25 protein-coding genes are annotated in these 24,099 nt (G+C 67.9%); 23 read left to right on the top strand and 2 right to left on the bottom strand.

The window, feature by feature from the left end; all coding sequences use genetic code 11:
- Positions 1-2 precede the first annotated feature (2 nt).
- Together SLG_RS01470 and dnaA are read left to right on the top strand one after the other, a co-directional pair.
- Complete coding sequence (locus SLG_RS01470; protein ID WP_148276458.1) at positions 3-1,445, top strand: efflux transporter outer membrane subunit; 1,443 nt, start codon at positions 3-5, stop codon at positions 1,443-1,445.
- A gap of 511 nt (positions 1,446-1,956) precedes the next feature.
- Positions 1,957-3,351, top strand: coding sequence for a chromosomal replication initiator protein DnaA (dnaA, locus tag SLG_RS01465; RefSeq protein ID WP_041392348.1), 1,395 nt, complete (start codon positions 1,957-1,959; stop codon positions 3,349-3,351).
- 1,041 nt (positions 3,352-4,392) lie between these two features.
- On the opposite strand, the gene SLG_RS01460 is transcribed toward dnaA, so the two are convergent.
- The gene (locus SLG_RS01460) at positions 4,393-5,217 is read right to left on the bottom strand and encodes a flagellin N-terminal helical domain-containing protein (RefSeq protein WP_014074623.1); all 825 of its coding nucleotides are present in this window, start codon (positions 5,215-5,217) and stop codon (positions 4,393-4,395) included.
- A 371-nt stretch (positions 5,218-5,588) separates the two neighbouring features.
- Between SLG_RS01460 and SLG_RS01455 the strand changes: the two genes are divergently transcribed.
- The 21 genes from SLG_RS01455 to SLG_RS01355 all read left to right on the top strand — a co-directional run bounded on the left by SLG_RS01455 (position 5,589) and on the right by SLG_RS01355 (position 23,688).
- Positions 5,589-6,875, top strand: coding sequence for a sigma-54 interaction domain-containing protein (locus tag SLG_RS01455; protein WP_014074622.1), 1,287 nt, complete (start codon positions 5,589-5,591; stop codon positions 6,873-6,875).
- 17 nt (positions 6,876-6,892) lie between these two features.
- Positions 6,893-7,240 (top strand): flagellar hook-basal body complex protein FliE, encoded by a 348-nt coding sequence (fliE, locus tag SLG_RS01450; protein WP_014074621.1) that lies wholly within the window; start codon positions 6,893-6,895, stop codon positions 7,238-7,240.
- A 6-nt stretch (positions 7,241-7,246) separates the two neighbouring features.
- Positions 7,247-8,968 carry a flagellar basal-body MS-ring/collar protein FliF gene (fliF, locus tag SLG_RS01445; protein WP_014074620.1) on the top strand — a complete coding sequence of 574 codons (1,722 nt, stop codon included), beginning with the start codon at positions 7,247-7,249 and terminating at the stop codon, positions 8,966-8,968.
- A complete protein-coding gene (gene fliG / locus SLG_RS01440) occupies positions 8,961-9,986 on the top strand; it encodes a flagellar motor switch protein FliG (RefSeq protein WP_014074619.1) in 1,026 nt (341 codons plus the stop codon). The genes fliF and fliG overlap by 8 nt, the downstream gene beginning before the upstream one ends.
- Complete coding sequence (locus tag SLG_RS01435; RefSeq protein ID WP_014074618.1) at positions 9,979-10,644, top strand: FliH/SctL family protein; 666 nt, start codon at positions 9,979-9,981, stop codon at positions 10,642-10,644. The genes fliG and SLG_RS01435 overlap by 8 nt, the downstream gene beginning before the upstream one ends.
- Positions 10,641-11,972 (top strand): FliI/YscN family ATPase, encoded by a 1,332-nt coding sequence (locus SLG_RS01430; RefSeq protein ID WP_014074617.1) that lies wholly within the window; start codon positions 10,641-10,643, stop codon positions 11,970-11,972. The genes SLG_RS01435 and SLG_RS01430 overlap by 4 nt, the downstream gene beginning before the upstream one ends.
- The gene (locus SLG_RS01425; protein WP_014074616.1) at positions 11,969-12,394 is read left to right on the top strand and encodes a hypothetical protein; all 426 of its coding nucleotides are present in this window, start codon (positions 11,969-11,971) and stop codon (positions 12,392-12,394) included. Before SLG_RS01430 ends, SLG_RS01425 begins: the two co-directional genes overlap by 4 nt.
- Positions 12,391-14,286 carry a flagellar hook-length control protein FliK gene (locus SLG_RS01420; RefSeq protein WP_014074615.1) on the top strand — a complete coding sequence of 632 codons (1,896 nt, stop codon included), beginning with the start codon at positions 12,391-12,393 and terminating at the stop codon, positions 14,284-14,286. The genes SLG_RS01425 and SLG_RS01420 overlap by 4 nt, the downstream gene beginning before the upstream one ends.
- Before the next feature lie 11 nt (positions 14,287-14,297).
- Positions 14,298-14,921 (top strand): flagellar basal body-associated FliL family protein, encoded by a 624-nt coding sequence (locus tag SLG_RS01415; RefSeq protein WP_014074614.1) that lies wholly within the window; start codon positions 14,298-14,300, stop codon positions 14,919-14,921.
- A gap of 39 nt (positions 14,922-14,960) precedes the next feature.
- Positions 14,961-15,830: a flagellar motor switch protein FliM gene (locus tag SLG_RS01410; RefSeq protein ID WP_014074613.1), complete on the top strand. Its 870-nt coding sequence runs from the start codon at positions 14,961-14,963 to the stop codon at positions 15,828-15,830.
- A 9-nt stretch (positions 15,831-15,839) separates the two neighbouring features.
- Positions 15,840-16,169 carry a flagellar motor switch protein FliN gene (gene fliN / locus SLG_RS01405; protein WP_014074612.1) on the top strand — a complete coding sequence of 110 codons (330 nt, stop codon included), beginning with the start codon at positions 15,840-15,842 and terminating at the stop codon, positions 16,167-16,169.
- Positions 16,166-16,435 carry a flagellar biosynthetic protein FliO gene (locus tag SLG_RS01400; protein WP_014074611.1) on the top strand — a complete coding sequence of 90 codons (270 nt, stop codon included), beginning with the start codon at positions 16,166-16,168 and terminating at the stop codon, positions 16,433-16,435. The genes fliN and SLG_RS01400 overlap by 4 nt, the downstream gene beginning before the upstream one ends.
- A gap of 1 nt (position 16,436) precedes the next feature.
- Positions 16,437-17,240 carry a flagellar type III secretion system pore protein FliP gene (fliP, locus tag SLG_RS01395; protein WP_041391671.1) on the top strand — a complete coding sequence of 268 codons (804 nt, stop codon included), beginning with the start codon at positions 16,437-16,439 and terminating at the stop codon, positions 17,238-17,240.
- Between the two features lie 47 nt (positions 17,241-17,287).
- Positions 17,288-17,560 (top strand): flagellar biosynthesis protein FliQ, encoded by a 273-nt coding sequence (fliQ, locus tag SLG_RS01390; RefSeq protein WP_014074609.1) that lies wholly within the window; start codon positions 17,288-17,290, stop codon positions 17,558-17,560.
- Positions 17,557-18,333: a flagellar biosynthetic protein FliR gene (gene fliR / locus SLG_RS01385; RefSeq protein WP_014074608.1), complete on the top strand. Its 777-nt coding sequence runs from the start codon at positions 17,557-17,559 to the stop codon at positions 18,331-18,333. Before fliQ ends, fliR begins: the two co-directional genes overlap by 4 nt.
- A gap of 3 nt (positions 18,334-18,336) precedes the next feature.
- Positions 18,337-19,479, top strand: a complete 1,143-nt coding sequence (locus SLG_RS01380; RefSeq protein WP_014074607.1) for an EscU/YscU/HrcU family type III secretion system export apparatus switch protein — start codon at positions 18,337-18,339, stop codon at positions 19,477-19,479.
- Between the two features lie 57 nt (positions 19,480-19,536).
- Positions 19,537-19,974 carry a hypothetical protein gene (locus tag SLG_RS01375; RefSeq protein ID WP_014074606.1) on the top strand — a complete coding sequence of 146 codons (438 nt, stop codon included), beginning with the start codon at positions 19,537-19,539 and terminating at the stop codon, positions 19,972-19,974.
- Between the two features lie 90 nt (positions 19,975-20,064).
- The gene (gene fliD, locus SLG_RS01370; RefSeq protein ID WP_014074605.1) at positions 20,065-21,450 is read left to right on the top strand and encodes a flagellar filament capping protein FliD; all 1,386 of its coding nucleotides are present in this window, start codon (positions 20,065-20,067) and stop codon (positions 21,448-21,450) included.
- A gap of 53 nt (positions 21,451-21,503) precedes the next feature.
- Positions 21,504-21,893, top strand: a complete 390-nt coding sequence (gene fliS / locus SLG_RS01365; protein ID WP_014074604.1) for a flagellar export chaperone FliS — start codon at positions 21,504-21,506, stop codon at positions 21,891-21,893.
- A 79-nt stretch (positions 21,894-21,972) separates the two neighbouring features.
- Positions 21,973-22,695, top strand: a complete 723-nt coding sequence (gene ung, locus SLG_RS01360; protein ID WP_014074603.1) for a uracil-DNA glycosylase — start codon at positions 21,973-21,975, stop codon at positions 22,693-22,695.
- Between the two features lie 69 nt (positions 22,696-22,764).
- Positions 22,765-23,688 (top strand): DUF808 domain-containing protein, encoded by a 924-nt coding sequence (locus SLG_RS01355; RefSeq protein WP_014074602.1) that lies wholly within the window; start codon positions 22,765-22,767, stop codon positions 23,686-23,688.
- Positions 23,689-23,736: 48 nt separating this feature from the next.
- Here SLG_RS01355 and SLG_RS01350 read toward each other — a convergent pair whose 3' ends face one another.
- Positions 23,737-24,075, bottom strand: a complete 339-nt coding sequence (locus SLG_RS01350; RefSeq protein ID WP_014074601.1) for a hypothetical protein — start codon at positions 24,073-24,075, stop codon at positions 23,737-23,739.
- Positions 24,076-24,099: the final 24 nt, after the last annotated feature.

Here is a 24,099-nt window from a genome sequence, read left to right as displayed (position 1 = left end):
CCATGCATGCCCGCACCGTCTCCCTAACTCTGCTCCTGCCGCTGATGCTGGCCGGCTGCGTCATGGGGCCCGATTATCGCGCGCCGGCGCCGCGCATTGCCGACCAATGGGCCGGCGCGGCCGGCGCGGGCCCTGTCACGGCCGCGCCATGGTGGCGGGACCTGCACGATCCGATGCTCGATGCGCTGATCGAGGAGATGCTGGCCGACAATCCCGATCTGCGCGTGGCGCAGGCACGGCTGGCGGAGGCGCGCGCCAATCGCGATGCGGTGCGTGGTGGCCGCCTGCCGCAAGTCAATGGCAGCGCGAGCGCCAATCAGGTGGTGCTGAGCGAGAACGGCCAGATGCCGGTCGGCCAGATACCCGGCTTCGCGCGCGACTTCGGCCTTTTCGACCTCGGTTTCGATGCGAGCTGGGAAATTGATCTGTGGGGGCGGCAGGCGCGCGAGAACCAGGCGGCACAGGCGCGCGCGCAGGCCGCCGCGCTCTCCGTGGAAGGCACGCGGCTGCAACTGGTGGCGGAGCTGGCGCGGGCCTATGTCGACCTGCGCCTCGCCCAATCGGACCTCGCAACGGCGCGGGCCACCCTGGCGGCGCGCACTGCGCTTGCCGACCTGATCGCCCTGCGCGCGGCCCATGGCGAGGCGGGCGCCATCGATGCCAATCGCATTCAGGGCGAAGCGGATGCAGCGCGCGCATCGCTGGCAGGCGCGCAGGCGGCCATGCGCGCGGCGGCGCTGCGCGTGGCCGTGCTCGCCGGCAAGCCGCCCGCCGAGCTGCTGGCCCGGCTGGAAGCGCCCGGGGCCATTCCGGCGCCGCCCGGGGCCATTGCCGCCGGCCTGCCGTCCGAACTGCTGCGTCGTCGCCCGGACATCCTGTCGGCGGAACGCGAGCTGGCGGCGGCGACGGCGGACATCGGCGTTGCCAAGGCCGACCTGTTCCCGCGCCTGTCGCTCGGCCTTGCTCTCGGCCAGCAGGCGCGGAGCGTCGCGGACCTTGCCGACGAGGGAAGCACCCGGTTGCAGGCCGGGCCGAGCCTGCTCTGGCCGATCTTCAATGGCGGCCGCGCCCGCGCGATGGTGCGGGCCGCCGATGCGCGCGCGCAGGCGGCGGCGGCGCGCTACGATGCCGCGGTGATCGGCGCGCTGGCGGACAGCGAAGCGGCGATCAACCGGTTCGATCGCAGCCTCGTCGCGCTCACCGCAGCGCGATCGGCCGCGGCGCGCGAGCGCGCGGCCCATGCGCTGGCCATGCGGCGCGTCGCGGCCGGGGAAGACGACCGGCTGACGCAGGCCCGCGCCGAGCTCGCTCTGGTCGCTGCCGAGCGGGCGCAAGCGGCTGCGCAGGCGGAAGCCACGGAAGCGGCGATCGCGCTTCACAAGGCACTGGGCGGCGGCTGGGAATTCGACTCGGACGCAGTCGATTCGGCCTCGAGGCAGCCCTGACGGCGATGCGCGGCACTGCCGCCAGGAGGAGGCGGCACGACGGCGTGACCCGGTGCTTGCGATGCGTCGCAGGCGTTGTTCGGCCGCCAAAACAGGGAATGCAGGATTCACCGCGATTCGCGCCTGACATGCCCCCTGACCGCTCTGCGATGAGTTGAAAAAATAATGTAAAATCAATGGGTTATATGGGCGTCTCGCGTATGCCTGAGGAATCCTTGGTCAAGCAATTTATTTCAGATTTTTGACATGTGCTGCCCTTGATCGGGCCCGGGGGGGCTGTCAGAACCCTTCCTCCGGCAGGGCCCGACTCGCGGCTCCTGTCACAGCGATCGAGATTGGGCCTCGCGCGCGGGAAGGGCAATTCCCGTGGCGGCATTCCTGTGCCCATCGCATGGGAGACGATCGAGGCGAGAACGAGCTTTAAGGGGCGGTCACGGACATGGGGCAGAATGTAGGCCAGCAACGATATGAAGGGGTAATGGAGGGGATGGACGCAGGCGGAACGCACGATATGCCTCCCGCGCGCGAGCATCTGGAGCAAGGCTGGTCGGACGTCCGTGCCGGACTGAGACGAGGCATCGGTGTCCGCCAGTTCGACCAGTGGATCAAGCCCCTGCGTCTGGGCGCTTTCTGCACCCTCTCGGGGACGCTCGACCTGGAAGCGCCGACGGAGTTTTCCGCCAGCTATGTTTCGAGCAATTTCGCCTCCCATCTGGGCCTTGCCTGGCGCACGACGCAGCCGGCCGTGCGGGACATCCGCATCGTCCGGGCGCGTGAAGCCGCAGAGCGCGTGGTGCTCCCCGTCCGCACCAAGCAGGCGGCCACGAGCACTGCCGTGCAGAGCGCCGCCGCGACGACGCGGACCGCTCATTTCGAGCCGCGGCACGATTTCGCGAGTTTCATGACGGACGAGAGCAACATGCTCGCCTGTTCGGCCGCGAAAGCGATGGCCGAGCCCGGCAAGCCGCGCTTCAATCCGCTGTTCATCCATGGCCCCACGGGCTTCGGCAAGACTCATTTGCTGCACGCGATCGCGGGCGCCTATGGCGCCGCGCTGAGCGAAGAGGGACGCGCCGCTCCCCAAGGCGCGATTCTCTACATGTCGGCCGAGCGCTTCATGAACGAATTCGTGGCGGCGATCCGCGCCAACGACACCTTCTCGTTCAAGGCCAGGCTGCGCGCGGCGCGCATGCTGCTGGTCGACGACATCCAGTTCATCGCAGGCAAGGGGCCGACGCAGGAGGAATTCCTCCACACGCTCAACGATCTCATCGATTCGGGCGCGCGCATCGCCATTGCCGCCGACCGGCCCCCACAGCAGCTCGGCGCTGTCGATCCCCGGATTCTCTCCCGCTTCGCCGGGGGCCTGGTGGCCGATATCCAGCCGGCCAGCCTCGACCTGCGGCTGAAGATCCTCGCGGCGCGTCGCGATGCGGTCGCGCCGATCACGGTTCCCGACGATGTGATCGCGCTGCTCGCCCGCTCCATCCGCACCAGCATCCGCGAGCTGGAAGGGGCCTTCAACAAGCTCGTCGCTTATGCGCAGCTGGTCGACAAGGCGATCACCGTCGAGCTGGCGCAGACCATGCTCGCCGAAGCGCTGCGGGCCAGCAACCGGCGCATCACCATCGACGAGATCCAGAAGGTCTGCGCCGCGCATTACCGCATCGACGCATCCGAGATGCGCTCGCACCGGCGGGCGCGGGCTGTCGCCCGGCCCCGGCAGGTCGCGATGTATCTCGCCAAGAAGCTCACCCTGCGCTCGCTGCCGGAGATCGGCCGGGTGTTCGGCGGGCGCGATCACAGCACGGTGATCCATGCCGTGCGCACGATCGAGGCGATGCGGCTCGACAATCCCGAAATGGATGCCGACATCCGGGCGTTGCAGAAGCAGCTCGAGGGCTGACACCCGAACAGGAGCAGGCTTTGCGGCCTGCGCCGCGATCTGCACGGTGCGGATTGGGCTGCGGCCGGTCCGAAGCACGCGTTGACGCACCGCCAGGGCCCGACAGGCTGATTGGCGGAGCTGTGGCGAAGAGCCTTTTCCATGAGGATGGGATGGCGCGACGGGCGGCGCGAGACCCCCTGGAAGGGCCTTGCCTTGCCGGTCCAACCGGGGCGCCACGGTCTGGAAGTTTACAAAGATGACGACCCGTCGGTGTCATCTTCCGCTTCCGGGACCTTTTGATGTGGCAGACGCCAGAGCCCGTCCCGGCAAGCTGTGCGGCCCGACGGACGATGAAAATTCTTCCATTGAGAGAGAGCCCTGCTGCGCTGCGCCCGTCGCCTGCCGACGGGAAGTGGCGTCCGGCAGGGCTGCCATGGCGAAGGGTCTGTAGGACAGAGGAAAAACGAGGTCGGGGATGAATGCGCGGAGGCCAGCTCCCAGCGCACAGGCGCTGCGGACGACAAGCTTCCTCCGGCGCCTTTGGGCGCCTCCCTGCAGGCGGGGTGAGCCGTATGGCCGCGAGGCTGCTCCCTCCGGGCCGATTGCAGTCGAATCAGGCACCGCAGGAAGGCCTGGCAATGCGAGCATGCGCATCTTTCACATGGACCGGGCGCTTGCGACAATCTGATACAATCTGGACTGTCGCCGACAAACTCTCGTGACAATCTGACCCTATACAGTCCTCATCAGCGCTACTCCCCCGGCGCTGGTGAAAGAAGAGCCGCTTCTCCCCCCAGGGCTCTTCAGAATCGGTCCCCGCCGGCCCCGCTCTCCCTCCCGGAGAGCGGGGCCAAGGCGTTTATGGGCCCGGGTGCGAACAGGCGCCGTGCCTCCCGCGACGGTCTGAACGATGAAAACCCCCGCCCGGGGGAGCGAGGGTTTTCGAGTCTGGTCCTCTCGAAAGTCTTGGCCCCCGGCACGATGGGGACTGTTAGGTGCCGGGGGCCGACGAACGGCGGCGGTGGACCAGAACCGACGCCGACCGAAGCTTGTTGCCGCTTAGCGGAGCAGGCTCAGCACGCCCTGCTGGCTCTGGTTGGCCTGGGCCAGCATCGCCGTCGAGGCCTGGCTCAGGATCTGGTTCTTGGCGAGCGCGGTCGATTCCTCGGAGAAATCGGCATCCTCGATCCGCGAACGAGCATCCGTCAGGTTCGTGATGGTCGAGGTCAGGTTGCTCGAAGCCGATTCGAGGCGGCTCTGCGTCGCACCGAGATTGGCGCGGCCGGTCGCGACGGCAGTGATCGCCGTTTCGAGCGCACCCATCGCAGCCGTGATCGAGGCACTGTCGGTGGCGATGTCGAGGTCAGCGCCCGTGACAGCGGTCAGCGCCGCCTTCACAACCGAGGAGTCGATCGAGACGGTGTCAGTCGAGCCCGTGCCGACCTGGATCTTCGTCGCATCAGCAGCCGCCGTGTTGAACAGGTCGACGCCATTGTACTTCTGCGCCGCGACATTGGTGATCTGGGCCTTCAGCGCCTGAACTTCGGCGTTCAGATTGGTGCGCGCGGCCGTGTCGTTCGTGCCGTTGGCGGACTGCACGGCCAGTTCCTTCATGCGGACGAGCATGTTGGAGACGTCGGCCAGCGCGCCTTCAGCGGTCTGCGCCATGGAGAGGCCGTCATTGGCGTTGCGGCGTGCGGCGGTGAGGCCGCGAATTTCGGACGTCATCTTGGTCGCGATGGCGAGGCCGGCGGCGTCGTCCTTCGCGGTGTTGATGCGCTTGCCGGTCGAAAGGCGCTCCATCGCCTGGGACAGGCCGGCATTGGCGCTGTTGCCGGCGTTCTGGGCGCGGATGGCAGAGATGTTGGACGCGATAACAGTCATTCGAGAGTTCCTTTCCCGCTTTCAAATGGGGTCGCTGCCCTCGGGCGGTGGCGGCCACGATCCCCATAACGACGAGGGGGCGAGGAGCTTTAAGGGCGCAGGGAAAATTTTCTGGCGGCAGGGGGCCGCGGCGGTCTGTGGGCCCCTCCCTACGCGCGGGAGTCTTCCTGCAAGAGCGCCGGCAGCGCGGAAAAGTGCCTTGGTGGCTGCCGCACAAAGTTTCCCCCCAGTCCCGCGACGCGGCAGGATCTTGCCGCAACCGGCAATCACTCGCCGTGCTTAACCGAATGATAAGCATTTTCCCGTTAAAGCTGATGCACCGAAAGGGTCCGGCTCGGGGGAGCGGGGCCAAAAGAACTGGGGACTGATGCATGTTGCCTGTCGACATGAGCCAGCGCGTCCACCGGCTTTTGCCGGATCTCGGGACGTGGCTTGATACTGCCTGCTTCACCACAAGGCCGGTCGCGGCCGAGACGCCACGAGGCAAGACCACGCGGCGCATCCTGCTGGCAGAGGAAATTGCTCATGCGACCTGCCGGGACATCCTGATCGAATGGCGCGAGGGCGAACCGCGCCTCATGCCGGCGGCAGGCGGCTTCCCGGCCCGCATCGCCTTCGGTCCGCAGGACAGGACGATGGCCTTCGCGCTCATTGCCGAACTGCTGCGCCCGGCGCGCATGCCCGCCGTGGGCGATGACGCCAGCGCCATGCTGATGCGCCTCGCCGCCCGCATCGCCGCCAGTGATGCCACGGTGCTGGTGCAGGGCGAGACCGGCACCGGCAAGGAAGGCATCGCGCGCTTCCTCCACGATCATTCGCCGCGCGCGGACAAGGACTTCATCGCCGTCAATTGCGCCGCCCTGCCCGAAACGATGATGGAAGCCATGCTCTTCGGCCACAAGAAGGGCAGCTTCACCGGGGCAGGCGCTTCCTCGGAGGGGCTCTTCCTCGCGGCCAATGGCGGCACGCTGTTCCTCGACGAGATCGCCGAACTGCCGCTCGCGCTGCAGGCCAAGCTGCTGCGGGCCCTGCAGGAAGGCGAAGTCCTTCCCGTCGGCGCCACGCATCCGGTGCCGGTGGACGTGCGCGTCATCGCCGCCTGCAACCGCGACCTCGCTGTCGAGGCGGATGCCGGACGCTTCCGCTCAGACCTTTACTGGCGGCTCAACGTGATGCCGCTTCAGCTCAGCCCGCTGAGCGCGCGGCGGGGCGACATCATTGCGATCTCGGCCGCGTTCCTGCTGCGTCACCAGACCCAGCGGACGGGAAGCGCCGCGGCCAGCGACTTCGCCTGGCCCACGCCCCGGGCGATCGAGCAGCTCGCCGCCCATGACTGGCCCGGCAATGCCCGCGAGCTGGGCAATGTCCTCCAGCGCGCCATCGTGCTGCGCGAGGGAAACCGCATCGACCTTGGCGATCTCGGCCTCACGCCGAGCCCCGCCGCAGCGCCTGCGCCTTTCCCGTCGCGCGCCGCCGCCCGGCCCGCCGCGCCGGCGCGCCTGCACGACGTCGCTCGCGCATCGGCCATGGATGCCATCCGCGCCGCCCTGCGGGACACCGGCGGGCATCGGGCCCATGCCGCGCGCATGCTCGGCATTTCCGAACGCACGCTGCGCTATCGGCTCGCCGAAATGCGTGACCTGGCAATGGCCGTCTGAGGCAGGAGGACGCAATCATGGCAGGACTCTCCGTCGACAATGTGCTGGCGCTGCGCCAGTCCATCCTCCAGCGCAACAATGCCATCCGGGATGTCGCGAGCGGCGCCGCCCCGGCAGCCGGCGAGACGGCCGGCGCGCCCGGCAAGGCCAGCTTCAGTGATGCGCTGCGCAGCGCCGTCCACGAAGTCAGCAATCTCCAGTCCCAGTCGAGCGACGCCGCCGCGGCCTTCGAACGGGGCGAGACCACCGACATTGCGGCCGTGATGCTTGCCAAGCAGCAGGCATCGGTCGGCTTCGAGACCACCCTGCAAGTCCGCAACAAACTGTTGTCCGCCTACAAGGACATCATGAGCATGCCGGTATAAACCCAGATGAGCGACGCGAACATCATCACCGCCCCCGCCATCCAGCCGGCGCTCCCTGCAATATCGGGCCGGGCCGGGCCAGGCATGGAGGCCCTGCGGCTGCAGCTGACCGGCTTCATGCGCCAGCCCGCCGTGCAGCGCGCCTTGCCGCTCGCCGGGCTGCTCGGCGTCACCGCACTGGCCGGCCTCGCATGGCTGGCGCTGCGCGAGCCGCCGCAGCGCGATCTCTTTCGCGGCTTGCCGGACACGGAGAAGGCCGCCGTCGCCGACGTGCTCAGCAAGGGCGGCATCGCTTATGGCTTCGACAAGTCCACGGGCGCCATCACCGTCTCGGAGGACGATTATTTCGCGGCCAAGATGAAGCTGGCCGGCGAAGGCCTGCCGCGCAGCGCGCCGGATGGCGACACGCTGATCGACTCCATGCCGATGGGCGCCAGCCGCGCCGTCGAGGGCGAGAAGCTGCGCAGTGCGCGGGAGATGGACCTTGCCCGCACGATCGAGGCGATCGACTCCGTGCTCAAGGCGCGCGTGCATCTTGCCGTCGAGCCGCCGAGCATCTTCCTGCGCGAGCGCTCGCGGCCCACGGCGTCGGTGATGCTCCAGATCGCCAGCGGGCGTTCGCTTTCCGAAGGGCAGGTCGAGGCGATCGTCCACCTCGTCGCGTCCTCGGTGCCGGACATGGCGCCGCAGGCCGTGTCGGTCGTCGACCAGAACGGCCGGCTGCTGAGCCAGTCGACCGGCGACGGGGCGCAGACGGACCGGCAGATCGAGCTTCAGGCCAAGATCGAGGATCGCTATCGCCAGGCAGTGACCGCTTTGCTCACGCCCATCGTGGGCGCCGGCAAATTCTCGACGGAAGTCCATGCCGAAGTGAATTTCGCGGAGCGGCAGGCGACCCGCGAGACCTATCCCCAGAACGAGGCGCGGCTGCGCAGCGAGACGGGGAGCTGGAACAGCGACGCGCAAGGCAATGGCGGTGCCGCCGGCGGCATTCCCGGCGCGCTGCAGCCCAACGCACCCGTCAACCCGGCCGATCCCGGCGCGCCGCCGCCCACGCTCGACCAGGCGACGGCGCAGACGCCCGCCGCGCCCGGCATGCCGCCGTTCAAGACGGCCGAGACATTCAATCGCAATTTCGAACTTGGCCGCGAAGTCTCCGTCACGCGCGATGCGATCGGCACCGTGCAGCGCCTGTCCATCGCGGTCGCGCTGGACGACGGGCCGGACGGGAAGGCCCGCACGGCGCAGGAGATCGCCGCGCTCGAAGCGCTGGTGAAAGGCGCCATCGGCTTCGACCAGACCCGTGGCGACGTCGTGGCGCTCTCTTCCCGCAAGTTCGTCCAGTCCGAGGAAGCGGCGGCAGATGTGCCCTGGTACGAAGCGAGCTGGGTTCCGCTGCTGGCCCGCAACCTCTCGGCGCTGCTGGTGACGCTGGTGCTGCTGCTCGGCATCGGTCGCCCGCTCCTCAAGCGCTGGTCCGCCGCCAAGGTGGAGCAGCAGGTCGTCGAGGAACAGCGCACCCAGCAGCTGGGCACGGAAATCCAGGCGGAGCTGGGCCGGGTGGCCGCGCATGACCCGGAACAGCCGGTGACGCTCGACATGATCAGCTCGACCCATGACTATACCGACCGGGCCGCGCTCATCCGCAATTTCGTGAAGCAGGATCCGGACCGCGCCGCGCTGGTCGTGCGCGATCTGCTCAAGGATGGAGCCAAGGCCGATGGCTGAGAGCGAGGTTGAGGCCGAGAACGCCAGGCTCACCGGCAGCGCCGCCGCCGCCGTCCTGCTCATGCTCTTCGACGAGGACGAGGCGGCGCAGATCCTCTCGCGGCTGGAGCCGGAAGAAGTGCGCCAGCTCGGCTATGCCATGTATGACGTGGCCGACGTGGAAGTGGGCGAAGTGAACGCCGCGCTCGACCAGTTCGTGCGCAAGGCCAAGGGCCGCACCACCATCGGCTACGGCGCCAGCCAGCACATTCGCGGCGCCATGCACAAGGCGCTTGGTCCCGAGCGGGCCGACAACATGCTGGCGCGCATCACGCCGCCGACGCAATCGACCAAGCTCGCCATGCTCAAATGGATGGAGCCGGCCGAGATCGCGGCGATCATCGAAACGGAGCATCCGCAGATCATGGCGATCGTGCTCGCGCATCTCGATCCCGTGGCCGCCGCCGCCGTGCTCCAGCTCCTGCCGCCCGAAGTGCAGGATGACGTGGTCTATCGCGTGGCAACGCTCGGCCCGGTAAGCGCCGAGGCGCTCGACGATCTGGAGGAACTGCTTTCCACCCGTCCCGGCCACGCTCGGGGCGGCGCGTCGACGACGAAGCGCGGCGGCACCAGCGAGGCCGCGGCGATCATGAACAATGTCCGCAAGGATCATGAGCAGCGGATCATCAAGGCGCTGACCAAGCGGGACAAGGTGGTGGCGCAGTCGATCGAGGATGAGATGTTCATCTTCGAGAACCTCATCGAGCTCTCCGACAAGGATCTGGGCACGGTCATGCGCTCGGTGGACAACAGCCTGCTGGTCATCGCGCTCAAGGGCGCGAGCGAAGCGCTGCGCACGAAGATCCTCGGTTGCATGTCGCAGCGCGCCGCCCAGTCCATCCAGGACGAGATGGAGGAACGCGGACCGATGCGCCTTGCCGAAGTGCTGGAAGCGCAGAAGGCGATCATCGCCGAAGCGCGCCGCATGGCGGACGAAGGCACGGTAATGCTTGGCGGCCGGGGCGACGACTATGTCTAGGATCTGGTCCAGCAACAGCATTGGCGACGCGGCACCGATCGCGGGCTGGGGCGCCTTCGGCAGCCTGGCCGGCAACGGGGAGGGCTTCCGTTCCCTCTATTCCGAGGATCAGACGAGCCGCGCCTGGAACGTCACGCATCCCGCCCAGACCACGCACGCGCCCGCAACGCTCGATCCGGTCGACCCGATCGAGGAAGCGTCGCGGGAAGGCTTCCTCCAGGGCTTCCAGGAAGGGGAGCGGCTCACGCGCGAGGCGCTGGAACAGGACAATGCCGCGCGTGCCGAGCTGGCCTCCGCCCTGCGGCTGCTGGCCGGCAGCGGCGAAGGCGCGCTGGCGACGATGCTCTCGCACGCCGTGATCCGTCTCGTCGCCCAGATCGTCGGGGAAGTGCCGGTCGATGCGGACGTGCTGCAGGCCCGCTGCGAGGCGGTCGCCGCCTGCATCGATGGCGACGACGCGCGCGCCGTGCTGGAAGTCAATCCCGAGGACTTGCCGCTGCTGGACATGGAGCAGACTGGCGTCGCGCTTGCGGCCAATCCGGCTCTGCCGCGCGGATCGGTCCGCCTCGCTACCGCCGAAGGCTGGGTCGAGGATGGGCCCGACGTGCGCCTCGACAGGCTCCGCGCGCTCATGGACGACATGGAGGGGCGGCTATGAGGCAGGCCCGCTTCGATCAGGCCGTGAAGCTGCTCGACCATATGCAGGTCACCAACAAGGCGCCCCGCCATGTCGGCCGGCTGGTCGGCCATGATGCGGGCATGCTGGAAGCGACCGGCTTCAATCGGCCGATTGGCGCCGGCGCGCGCATCCGGGCCGCCGACGGTCATGCGATCCGCGCCGAGGTGGTGGGCTTTCGCGGCAGCCGCGCCGTGCTGGTGCCGCTCGATCAGGACGCGCCACTGGAAAACGGCGCGCGCGTGGAACCCGACAGCGCGGCGAACATGGTGCAGGTCGGCGAGGGGCTGATCGGCCGGGTGGTGGATGCCATGGGGCAGCCGCTCGATCGCAAGGGGCCGATCCTCGCGAACGGACAATGGCCCCTGAACGGCGTGCGCGGCAATGTGCTGGACCGGGGCCGCGTGACCGAGCGTTTCGATCTCGGCGTGCGCGCGGTAAATGCCTTGCTCACCGCAGGGCGCGGCCAACGCATCGCCATCATGGCGGGCTCCGGCGTCGGCAAGTCCGTGCTGATGGGCCAGATGATCGGGGGCGCCGAGGCGGACATCATCGTCGTGGGCCTGATCGGCGAGCGCGGCCGCGAAGTGAGCGACTTCCTCGAGACCAAGATCGGCGGCGCGCTCATGGGCAAGAGCGTGGTCGTTGCCGTCCCGGCGGATCATCCGCCGGTGCTGCGTCTGCGCGCGGCCGCCCGCGCGACGGCCATCGCCGAATATTTCCGGGCTCGCGGCAAGAATGTGCTGCTGCTGATCGACAGTCTCACCCGCTGCGCCCATGCCCAGCGGGAGATCGGGCTTTCCCTTGGCGAACCGCCGGCCATGAAAGGCTATCCGCCCTCGGCGCTGGCCTTCATTCCGCGCCTCGTGGAACGTGCCGGCGTGGACAGCCGCTCGGGTGGCGCGATCACGGCGATCTACACCGTGCTGGCCGATGGCGACGACAATGACGATCCCATCGTGGACACCGCGCGCGCCATCGTGGACGGGCATATCGTCCTCTCCCGCCAGCTGTCCGAGCAGAGCATTTTCCCGGCCATCGATGTCGGGCGCTCGCTCAGCCGCGTGATGGCGGACATCGTGGACGAGCAGCACCTTGCCGCCGCAGCCAATTACCGCCGGCTCTGGGCAGCCTATGAGGAAAATCGCGATCTCATCCTGATGGGCGCCTACCGGCCGGGCAACGACGCGACGATCGACGAAGCCGTCCAGCGGCGCCAGCAACTGCTCGACTTCCTGCGCCAGAGCAGCAAATCCACGATCGGCCTGACCGCGAGCGCCGACGCCCTCGTGGCGGAATTCGGCCGGTGAGCCGGCTCATCGCATCCCGCAAGCGGCTGCTGCGCGTGCGGCATGCCCAGCACAGCCAGGCAGTGGCGGCCGTGATGAGCGCGCGCGACGAAGCCAGCCAGATTACGGAGAATGCGCGCCGCATCGCGCTGGTCCGGGATGAACTGATCGGCAACGAAGGCGCGACAACTGGCGCGCTTCTTGCTTCGAAGCGGGAACTGGCCACGCGGCTCGAGCGCGCGGGGCGGCAACTCGACGGTGCGCTCTACGATGCGAACCGCCGGATCGACCAGCGCGATGCCGAGCGCGTCGTGGCCGGTCGGGACCGCGAGATTGCCGAACGATTGAAGGACAAGGCCCATGCGGCGCGGGAAGCGCGGCGTGAGGCCCGTCTGGCGGCGCTGCCAAGCTATCGCCGGATGCAGGACAGGGGGACCGAATGATGATCAATCTGGCGGGGCTGATGGGCCGGATCACCGGCAAGGGCATGGCCGAGGAATCGCCGCAGATGGCCGGTGGCAAGGCAGGGCAGGCACAGCCGCAGGGCATTGCCACGGGCGGCGCCTTTGCCGCGCTGGTCCGTCATGTCGCCGAAGCGGATGGGCAGACCGGGGCCGGCCGCCCGCGCCTCGTGGTGGACAACAGCGCGGACCTGGCGCCGTCCCTGGTTCCGACGCCGGCAATGAGCAATCTGCCCGCGGCGATCTCGCCGGATGGCGAGGACATGCCGGTGCTGGACGGCGGACGCCCTCCAGCGTGGCAGGCGACGACCGGGGCAGAAGGGGCGGACGGCGTGAAGTCTCAGCCGGATGATATGGTCCCGGCTGTCCCGGTTCATGTCTCCCTTGCGAAACAGATGGCGGTTCGATCCTCCCGGGCGGAGAAGATGGCCGAGGCGGAGGCGCTTGCCCTTGCCGTGCGCGAGGCACCCGAGAGCGACGCGCCGGGGGACATTGTGCCGGTGGATGAAGGCACGCCCGACACCCCGCGCGAGGCTGACCAGCCGGCGATGGCGACGACGCCGGATCGGCTCAACCCTGCTCTGGTGCAAGTGGCCCATCTCCCGGCGCCGGCGCCGACCAATGAGAGCGCCGGTGCGCCCCCGCCCGCGCGGACCAGCGTCGATGCGACCCCATCGGCAACGGGTCCGGTGCGCGGGGCCGACATGCCTTCGCCGCGCGGGGCTGCGGTCGCCATGGCAGGTGCTGCCGAGCAGGTAGAAGGCCAGCCATCCCGAGCTGCGCCGATCAGCGAGGTTGGCGTCGAAGCACCCGGAGTTCCGTCCTCACATGCCGTTGGAAAGGACATCGCAGTTTCCCGGCCTGCAGCGGCATCCGAGGCAGCAACGCCGCAGATGATCTCGCCGGACCAGCGCCCGGCATCGCCATCGACCGGCGAACGGGCCGTGGGCATGGCGGCGCAGGCGGTGAGCGAGCAGGACGGCAAGTCCGCTCCGGCGGTGGAGATACTCAGCCCGGCCGCCGTCCGACCCGCACTCAAGCCCGATGGGTCCTCCGGAACCGTGACAGCGAGCGAGGCGAAGTCCGGCATGGCCGATCAGGTGCCGGTGCCCCCGGCACCATCCTCAACCGCGACGGCCTCTTCTTCCGAGCGCCCGGCATCCTTCCATGCGTCGTCGGAAAAAGGATCGTCCCCGGCCCGTCCGGCCGCCGGTGAAGCGGCCTCGATGAGTGCGCCCGTCCGCGCGATCGTCGAGGGGCTGCCGCCGGTCCTGCAATCCGAACTCATGGCGACGCCCGTTCGTGTCGTGGCGGGGCCTGCCCCGACGGAAAGTGCCGGTGCGGCGCTCGGCGAGCAAGTGATCGACATGGGCGTTTCCGGCCAGTGGATCGACCGCATGGCACGGGAAATCACTGATCTCGCCGCCGGTACGGGGCATAGCCGGTTCACCCTCAGCCCGCCGCATCTGGGGCGGCTGGAGATCGATCTCTGGCGCGATGGCGCGGAGACCAACGTGCGCCTGCTGGCCGAGACGGATGAAGCCGCCCGACGCCTGGCCGAAGGACGGCCGGCACTGCAGGGGGATGCACGCCTTGCCTCGATCAGCCTTGGCACCATCACGGTCGAGAAGGCCGCGACGCAGCAGGACACGGCCGCACGGGACGACAGGTCCGGACAGCCGCGCGAGGGCACGAATTTTGCCGGACAGTCCGGGCAGCAGCATGGCGAAGGCGATGCGCGCGGCCGGGCCGGCCATGGACAGCAGGGCGATTGGGTCAGCCGAATCGCCCGGGATGAACCGAATCAGCGAAGCGACGCGTCCTCGCGCCTGCCCTCCGGGCGGGCAGCCGATGGCCGTGTGCGCTTTGCGTAAGGAGCAGATCGATGAGTGATGCAGCGGACAAGAAGGGCGCCGGAAAAAAAGGCGGCGGCAAGAAAAAGATGATCATCCTGCTCGGGGCCGTGGCGCTGCTGGGTGGGGGCGGCGCGGCGGCGGGCTTTTTCGTCGCCGGATCGATGCACAAGGAGGCCGGACCTCACGAGGATCCCAACAAGCCGCAGCTCGTGCTCAAGGGCGAGAACCCGGAGGAGATCGCGAACCAGGGGCTTGCCAAGGCGAAGGAAGCCGGGGCGGCAGCCCTTCCGGAGGGCAAGGGCGTCGACTTGCCGCGGCCGCAGAATCCCGCGGCTTATCAACCCACTTACTTCCAGATTCCGGCCCCCTTCACGTCGAACCTGGCGGAGAGCGATGCCTTCGCGCAGATCTCCATTGCCGTCTCGACCTATTATGACAATCGGGTCATCCAGGCGGTCCAGAGCCATGAACTCGCGATCCGCTCGGCCATCCTCATGATGATGGCGCAGCAGAACGAGATCGACCTTTCGACCCCTCAGGGGAAGGAAGCGCTGCAGCAGAAACTGCTCGAAATTATCAACGGAACGCTCAAGGCGAAGACCGGCTACGGCGGGGTGGATAACGTTTATTTTACCAATTTCGTTATTCAGTAGCGTCCGTGTCCGACCGGGGTCGGATGGGGACCAGAACGAATGAACGACGTGCAACCTTATGCCTTCGGGCGGCAGGGCCCGGTGCCCTCCGCCGCGATCGGCGGGCTGGAGAAGCTGGGCGACCGCCTGGCCAGACGGCTGCGCGGGATCGTGGAGCCATTCAGCGGCGGCCGGCCCCTGGTCAGCGCCAAACCCCTCGACGACACCATGTTCATGATGTGGGACGCTTGCGTCCCTGCCTTCGTGAATCTGTCCATCTATCGGCTGCCGCCGATCAAGGGACCGGTCACGTTGCGGATCGATGCGGAACTGGTCTCGCTGCTGGTCGATCGCTTCTATGGCGGCCATGGCAAGCGGCTCACCGGCGAGCGCCGTGAATTCACGCCCACCGAGGTCCGCCTCTCCGCGCGCCTCGCCGAGCAGATCATGGCGGCGCTGGTGCAGTGCTGGTCCGAGATCGTGCCCGTCGAGGTCATGCTGGTGGGGCGCGAGACCAATGTGGCGCATGCCGAGCTCATGGCCGGCGAGACGCCCGTGCTGGTCCAGTCCTTCGAGATCGATATCGGCGATCGCACGCCGGGCCTGATCGAGATCGTCTACCCGAAGGATGGCTTTGCCGGCCTTGAACTGCCGGGCGGCAGCAAGGTGCCCGAGGAACTGCGCGTGGCGGACCCGCTCTGGCAGCGCCAGCTTTCCCGCCGGCTCGAGGACGTGCGCTTTTCCGCACGGACGGTGCTGGCGCGGCCCAATCTCAAGATCTCGGAACTGGTCGCCCTCAAGCCGGGCGACGTCATTCCCATCCATATCGCGCGGAACCTGCCGCTGCTGATCGGCGACCGCATCTTTGCGCAGGGCACGATCGGCGAACAGGACGGCTGCGCAGCCTTCATGATCGAAAAACTGGCCTGAGGACACGAAATGAGCGACATGACCGAAGCACCCAGACTGGATGCTGATACCCGGGCCGACGGTGGATTCGGCGGCAACATGCGGCTGCTGGCGGACATTCCCGTCCGCATGTCGGTCGAGGTCGGCTCCACCCAGCTGCGCCTCGCCGAAATCATGCAGCTTGGCGAAGGCAGCGTGGTCCAGCTCGACCGGCAGGCCGACGAGCTGCTCGACATCATGGTCAACGGCACGCTCGTCGCGCGCGGCGAGGTGGTGACGGTGAACGGGCGCTATGGCGTGCGCATCGTGGAGATCGCTTCGGCAGAAGCGCGCCTCGCCGGCATCGAGCGCCGCGCATGAGCGCGCTCGGCTGGTACTTCCTCAAGCTGCTCATCCTGCTGCCGATGGTCGGCGGCATGGCTTATGGCGCGCTCTGGCTGTGGCGCAAATATCAGCCCGGCATGATCGCCGGCCAGCGCGACCGCATGGTGCGCCTCGTTGACGTGATGCCGCTCGGCACGCTCGGCAAGCTCGCGGTGGTGGAGTTCGAAGGCAAGCGCCTGCTGCTCGCGGTCTCGCGCGGCAAGGTGGAGAAAGTCGCGGAAAGCGACATGCGTCATGGCTAGGATGCTGCGGCTCTTCCTGCTCATGCTGGCGTTTGTCGCCGGCGCGGCGCTCATGGCCGATCCCGCGCTGGCGCAGGCCGCGCAGGCACCGGCCACCGGGGCCGTCGCGCCCGCCGCGGCGGATGCCTCCGGCGCGCTGACCCGCGCTCTGGACGATGTTTCGGGCGAGGGCCGCCCGCTCTCGCTCTCGCTGCAGATCCTCGTCCTCATGAGCCTGCTGACGGTGCTGCCGTCGCTCGTGCTCATGATGACCAGCTTCACCCGCATCATCATCGTGCTTTCGCTGTTGCGCCAGGCCCTCGGCCTTGCCCAGACGCCGCCGAACCAGGTGCTGGTCGGCCTTGCCCTCTTCCTCTCGATGTTCGTGATGCGGCCTGCGATCGACCAGATCTCCGCCACGGCCTACACGCCTTATGGCGAGGGGCAGATCACGGTGGAGGAAGCGATCAGCCGCTCAGCCCGGGTGCTCCACGGCTTCATGACCAAGCAGACCCGCCAGAGCGACCTCGCGCTGTTCCAGAACCTCGCCAATGCGCCGGCCTTTCGCTCGCCGGACGACATTCCCTTCTCCATCCTGCTGCCAGCCTTCGTGACCAGCGAGCTCAAGACGGCCTTCCAGATCGGCTTCATGATCTTCCTGCCGTTCCTCATCATCGATCTGGTGGTCTCGTCCACGCTGATGGCGCTCGGCATGATGATGCTCTCGCCGACGATCATATCGATGCCGTTCAAGCTGCTGCTCTTCGTGCTGGTCGACGGCTGGGCCCTGACCATGGGCAGCCTCGCTGCGTCGTTCGCGACATGATCCGCGCGCACGACATGACGGCGGCTGGACCGGGAGAGGCATGAACCATGGAAAATGGTGACTTCTTCCTTGGCCTCGCCCAGCAGGCATTGTGGGTGGCGGCGCTCGCCACCGCGCCCATCCTGCTGCCCGCGCTGCTCGCCGGGCTCATCATCGGCATGATCCAGGCCGCGACCTCGATCAACGAGGCAACTTTGTCCTTCGTGCCCAAGCTCATCATCGTGGGAGCGACGCTGGTGCTGTTCGGCGGCTCGATCCTGATGCTCGTGGTCGATTTCACGCGCGAAGTGTTCGAGCGGATCCCGGACTTGCTCTCATGATCGCACCGGGTTTCGCCGGCGTCGAGGCGCAGCTCTGGCTCTGGCTGCTTGCCATGATCCGGCCGGGGGCGGCCTTCATCGCGGCGCCGATCTTCGGCGCCGCGGCCGTGCCCCTGCAACTGCGCATCATCCTTTCGCTCGCCATCGGCATCGCCGCGCTCAACAGCGTGCCCTTCACGCTGCCGGACGACGGGCTGGCCAGTGTCACGGGCATCGCGTTCGTCGCGGCGGAAGTGGTCGCCGGGCTCAGCCTCGGCTTCGCGCTCCAGATCGGCTATTCGGCCGCCTTCATCGCGGGCGAGTCGATCGCCAATGCCATGGGCCTGGGCTTTTCCACCATGGTCGATCCGCTGTCCGGCAATGCGACGCCGGTCGTCGGCCAGTTCCTCTCCATCATCGCCACTTTCCTGCTGCTCGCCATGGACGGCCATCTGCTGCTCGTCCGCTTCATCGTGATGAGCTATCAGGCGCTGCCGCCCGGCCATCTCATGCCCGCCGGAGCCTTCGAGGCGATCGCGCGGTTCGGCGGAACGATGTTCGCGGCCGGCGCCGTCATTGCCCTGCCGGTCACGTTCACGCTGGTGCTGGTGCAGCTCGTCATGGCGATGCTGGCTCGCACGGCGCCGTCGCTCAACCTGTTCGCGGTCGGCATGCCGGCGACGCTGCTGGCCGGCCTCGTGCTGCTTGCCATCGCCGCGCCGGTGATGGGCGAAGCGATCGTCCAGACGCTGCGCGACAGCCTCGACCTCGTCCGGGTGCTGGCGGGAGGCTGAGCCATGGCAGGGGAGGCGCCCGGCGGCGAAAAGACGGAGAAACCGACTCCCAAGCGTCTTGCCGACGCCGCCAAGAAGGGAGACATCCTCCAGTCCCGCGAGCTTTCCACCGCCATGGTGGTGATGGCCGGCGTCGCCTGGCTCGCGGCGACCGGGCCGACGCTGATCGGCGCGGTGGGCCAGATGCTGGCGGACGGCCTGCGCTTCGACAGCGGGGACGTCTCGTCCTTCGCGCCGGAGCAGCGCGCGCTGCACCTTCTGGCCGTCATCGCCCTGCCGCTGGCAGGCGTGCTGCTGGCGACCTTCATTGCCGCGATCGCCGCGCCGGCCCTGCTCGGCTCGCTCGGTTTCCGGCCCCAGGCCTTCCAGCCCAAGCCGGACAAGCTCAATCCGGTCAATGGCCTCAAGCGCATCTTCGGCATCCAGGGACTGATCGAACTGGTCAAGTCGCTCGCCAAGATCCTGCTGATCGGTTCGATCGGCGCCTATCTCCTCTGGGAGCGGATGGACGTGATCCAGGGCCTGAGCAAGGCCGGGATCGAACGCGCGATCAGCGAGATGGGGTCTATCTTCATGCTCGTTGCGCTGGCCCTCGCAGCGTCACTCTTCCTCATTGCCGGCATCGACGTGCCCGCGCAGATCCTCCAGCGCACCCGCCGCCTGAACATGACCAAGCAGGAAATCCGCGACGAGCACAAGGAAACCGAGGGCTCGCCGGAAGTGAAAGGGCAGCTGCGGCGTCGGCAATATGAAGTGCTCAACGGATCGATGCGCAAGGCCGTCGAGGAAGCATCGGTGATTCTCACCAATCCCACCCATTTTGCGGTGGCGCTGCGCTATCATCCCGGCCGCGATGCCGCGCCCGTCGTGCTGGCGCGCGGCGTGGACGACATGGCGGCGGCCATGCGCGCGCTGGCGGCGGAAAAGGGACGGCCCATGCTGCAATATCCCGAGCTGACGCGCGCCATCTACTTCACCTCGCGCGCCGGCCAGCAGATCGACGAACGCCTGTTCATGGCCGTCGCCATGGTGCTCGCCTTTGTGTTCCGCATCGAGAATCGCATGGCTGGCGAAATGGATCGCCCGCACATCGACCTGCCGGACGCGATGCGTTTCGATGCGGACGGTCGAAACATCGTGAATTAAGGCTTAGCGCAACTCGTCCGTCCTTTGTTGACGGGGACACATCACAAGGCATGTGTCATGAGCGAATTATTGTCCCGCACGGGGCCCGTGGCTCGGATCGTCAGCACCGCCGAAAGGGGTTCCTCCGCCGTCCCGGCTCCGGTCCCTCCCCGGTCAGCGCATGATGAGAACGAGAGCGAGGCCAGTTATGCGCCGACCGTCAGCAGCCGGTCTTCGGCAGTGGCGGATTATGCGCGGCTGCAGGCTGACATCGCCGACGTGCTGGCCCGCATCGACCCGGCCGGCAGCAAGACCATCGAAACCGCCGGCGTGGCGGAGCGCCAGATCCTGGCAATGATGCCCAGCCCGGTCATCATGCTGCCCTTGCCGCCGACCGATCCGGCCCTTGTCGCATTCGTCGCGCAGGTCGCCCAGTCCGTGGCCGAGCGGGCGGCCCAGGCCCGGGCGGCGCAGGCGCATGCCACGCCCATCATGGTGGAAGCCGCCGCGCACTGAGCCGCGCCCGCGGGCCGCAGGGGCCTGTCCGCAAATATTCTAAAGCTTGTCGCCGCGCAGCCGTTCTGGTGCTTGAAAGGACCGCTGCTCATGGCAATCGACATCGCAGGCACGCTCGGTATTGGTTCCGGCATCAACACCGCTCAGCTCGTCGCCGATCTCACCAATGCGACCTTCGGGCCCCGGGCGAGCGTGGTCAACGAGCGCGTCAGCACGAATGATGCCCGGATTTCCGCGCTTGCTTCGGCCAAGAGCGCGCTTGGAACCTTTTCCACCGCGTTGACCGAGCTGCTCAAGACGAGCGGCTATCGGGGACAACCCGCATCCAGCGACCCAACGGTCGCTTCCGTGGGCCTGATGCAGGGCGGCGTGCCTGCCGGCCTGCCCGCCCAGCTCGAAGTGCTTCAGCTGGCGACAGCGCAGGTGCTGCAGTCATCGACGCTCACGGCCTCCAGTGCCGTCGCGGGCACCGGCAGCCTGACACTGACCGTGGGGGCCGAGAGCAAGACCATCACGCTGGCAAGCGGCGCCAATACGCTCGCCGACCTCGCCACCGCGATCAATGACTCGGGCGCGGGCGTCACTGCCTCCGTCATGACCGACCAGAACGGCGCTCGCCTCGTCCTCAAGGGCGCCACGGGCGAGAGCAAGGCCTTCACGCTCACTGCCGGCGCGGACGCGGATGCCGACCTCCAGCGCTTCACTTGGGATGGCGCGGCGGGCGGCATGACGCGCAATCAGACGGCGGGCAATGCCCTCATTCGCCTCGACAATGTCGAGATGGCGTTCGAGAGCAACGAAGTCACCACCGCGATCCCCTTCGTGCGGATCAACCTCAACAAGGCCGCGCCGGGGACCAGCGTCACCCTCGCGACCGATCAGCCGACCGCGACGATGAACGATCTCGTCCAGGAATATGTGTCGGCCTACAATGAACTGAAGCGCGCCCTGAACAGCGCCACCGCCATCACCGCAGGGACGACCGGGCTGTTGACGGCCGACCCCGGCGTCCGCGAGATGTCGCGCCGTCTCGGAGCGATGGTCGGCACGCAGCTGGCGGACAGCGGCCCCTATCGCACCCTGAGCGATCTCGGCGTGCGCACCGAGCGCGACGGCACGCTGTCGCTGGACACCGCCAAGCTCGAAGCCGCGATCCAGGCCGATCCGGCGGCCGTCACCCAGATGCTTAATCCGACGGTGCCGAGCGCCTCCAATCCCGGCATCGCGGGGGCGCTCAAGGACGTGACGGACTATCTGAACGGACCGGATGGCCCGCTCACCAGCTCCACGACCACCTATGACAAGCTCAAGGCAAGCCTGCAGAAGGATCTCGACAAGCTCGATGAGCAGCGCGGGACCTATTCCGATCAGCTGACCAAGACCTACGGCAACATGCAGACGCGGCTGCTGAAGCTGCAGGCCACGCAGAGCTATCTCGACCAGCAGATCAAGGCCTGGAACAGCAGCAACGACTGATCCGCCAGAGGCCGCAACGACTTTTCATCATCCAGAAAACGGGGAAAGCAATCATGTTCATGAGTCAGCAACCGATGCGGGCGCTGCGGCAATATGCGGCCGTGGATACCGGCAGCCGCGTGGAGGGTGCGAGCCCCCACCAGCTTGTGAAGGTGCTGTTCGACGAACTGATCCTGGCGCTCGATACCTCGGCTCTCGCACTGCGGGCCGGCGACCGCGCCAAATGCCTCGACCGCCAGACCCGCGCCCTCGCCATTCTCCACGCGCTGGAGACCAGCCTCGATTTCGAGCGCGGCGGCGAGATCGCCACGAACCTCGCGGTGGTCTATCGCGAAGTGCGCCGCCGTGTGCTGGAAGCCACGACGACCAATGACGCCGTGCCGATGGAAGCGGCGCGCGGCTTCATCGGGGACATCGCCGACGCCTGGAACCAGATCGGCTGAGGTCCCTGCAGGCCTCTCGGTCATGGCCGGCATCAGCCGCGCACTTGGCAGCGGCGCGCGGCAGCGATAGGCATCGCGCATGAACGCGCCTGTCGATCCCCCCGCCGTGCCTGCGTCCCTCGATGAGAGCTGGCGCGCCGCGCTCGGTAATGAATTCGCCGCGCCTTACATGGCGGACCTCAAGCGCTTCCTGCTGGAACGCAAGCAGGCCGGCGCCCAGATCTTCCCGCGCGGACAGGACTGGTTCAATGCCCTCGCGCTGACGCCGCTGGATAAGGTGCGGGCCGTCATCCTCGGGCAGGACCCCTATCACGGCCCGGGGCAGGCGCATGGCCTGTGCTTTTCCGTCCGCCCCGGGGTCCGGCCGCCGCCGAGCCTCGTCAACATTTTCAAGGAACTGCGCGCGGATATCGGCTTCACGCCGCCGGGCCATGGTCATCTCGACCACTGGGCGCGGCAGGGCGTGCTGCTGCTCAACAGCGTCCTCACCGTCGAGATGGGCCGGGCGGGCGCGCATGCGGGGCGGGGCTGGGAGCGCTTCACCGACGCGGTCATCGCGCGGGTGGCGGCGCTGGAAAAGCCCGTCGCTTTCCTGCTCTGGGGCGCTCATGCCCAGAAGAAGGCCGGTTTCGTGGAGGACGTGGCGCGCGGCGGCCGTCACCTCGTGCTGCGCGCGCCGCACCCTTCGCCGCTGTCGGCGCATAACGGCTTCTTCGGTTGCCGCCACTTCTCGCAGGCCAATGCGTTCCTGGAAGCGCACGGCCGCGGCAAAATCGACTGGACATTGCCGGACGCGCATTGATCCCGCTTTCCACGCTCCGCGCGCTGGGGCAGGAGGGTTGCCGGATCGACCATATGAGGATGTCTGCCCATGGCTTCCGGCCTTGCCGCTCTGCTTGACGATGTTGCCGCGATCGCCCGGCTGGCCGCTGCCTCGCTCGACGACGTTTCCGCCGCAGCGGGCAAGACCAGCATGAAGGCAGCAGGCGTGGTGGTGGACGATGCCGCCGTGACGCCCACTTATGTCACTGGCTTCTCGCCCGAGCGCGAATTGCCGATGATCTGGCGGATCGCGCTGGGCTCGCTGCGCAACAAGCTGCTGCTGCTGCTGCCCGCCGCCCTGCTGCTCAGCGCTTTCCTGCCCGCTGCGATCACGCCGCTGCTGATGCTCGGCGGTGCGTTCCTCTGCTTCGAGGGCGCGGAGAAGGTCGTCGAGCTGCTGGGCGGGCATCACGGAACCGAGGAAGCACCGGAAACGGGCGATCCGGCGCATCTCGAGCAGGCCAAGGTATCCGGCGCGATTCGCACCGACCTCATCCTGTCCGGCGAAATCATGGCCATTTCGCTCGCCGAGGTGGCGGGAGAGCCCCTGGCCATGCAGGCGCTGGTGCTTGCCGCCGTGGGCCTGGTGGTGACGGTCGGCGTCTACGGCGTCGTCGCGCTGATCGTGAAGCTGGACGACATCGGCCTGCACCTGGCTCGCCGCCAGCCCGCAGCAGTCCGGCGGTTCGGCCGGGGGCTGGTCAAGCTGATGCCCACCATCCTCGGAACACTGGAAACGGTCGGCATGGCGGCCATGCTCTGGGTCGGCGGCGGGATCATCCTGCATGGACTGGAAGGAACGCCGCTCGCCGCCCTGCCGCATGCGGTGCATGACATGGCGGCAGCCGTGAGCCACGCGAGCGTGGTCCTCTGGACGATCAATGCGCTGCTCTCTGCGGTATTCGGTTTCCTGGCGGGACTGGTGATCGTGGGGATCGTCCATGTGATCGGCATGATGCGCGGCCGCCACTGACCGGGACGAAGACGGCATCCATCGATCTGATCCCGGGTCTTTGTCCGGTCAGGGTTTGTCCGGCAGGCAGCCGAAGCCCTCGCGCAGCCCGGCCGAGCGTTCCGCCATCATCGGAATGGAAGCCGTGACACGTCGCGCGGCCGGATCGTCGCCATAGCGCACCAGCGCCATCCACGGCATGCCGGCCAGATCCTGCTGACAGCTTTCGAGGCCCCGCCCCTCCACATAACGGCAGGAGCAGGTCATGCGCGCGCCAAGGCCGGCGGCCTGCGCCGCCTGATGCCGCCATCCCGACCAGCTTATCGCGACATAGAAGGCGACCAGAGCGGCCGGCACCCAGACCAGATAGCGCGCGGCGCGATTCGCGATGCGGTTGTCCCCTTTCATCGCGAGGCGTGATAGGGCGCCGGG

Source organism: Sphingobium sp. SYK-6 (assembly GCF_000283515.1).
Lineage (GTDB): Bacteria > Pseudomonadota > Alphaproteobacteria > Sphingomonadales > Sphingomonadaceae > Sphingobium > Sphingobium lignivorans.
This window is presented reverse-complemented; position numbering and strand designations above follow the sequence as displayed.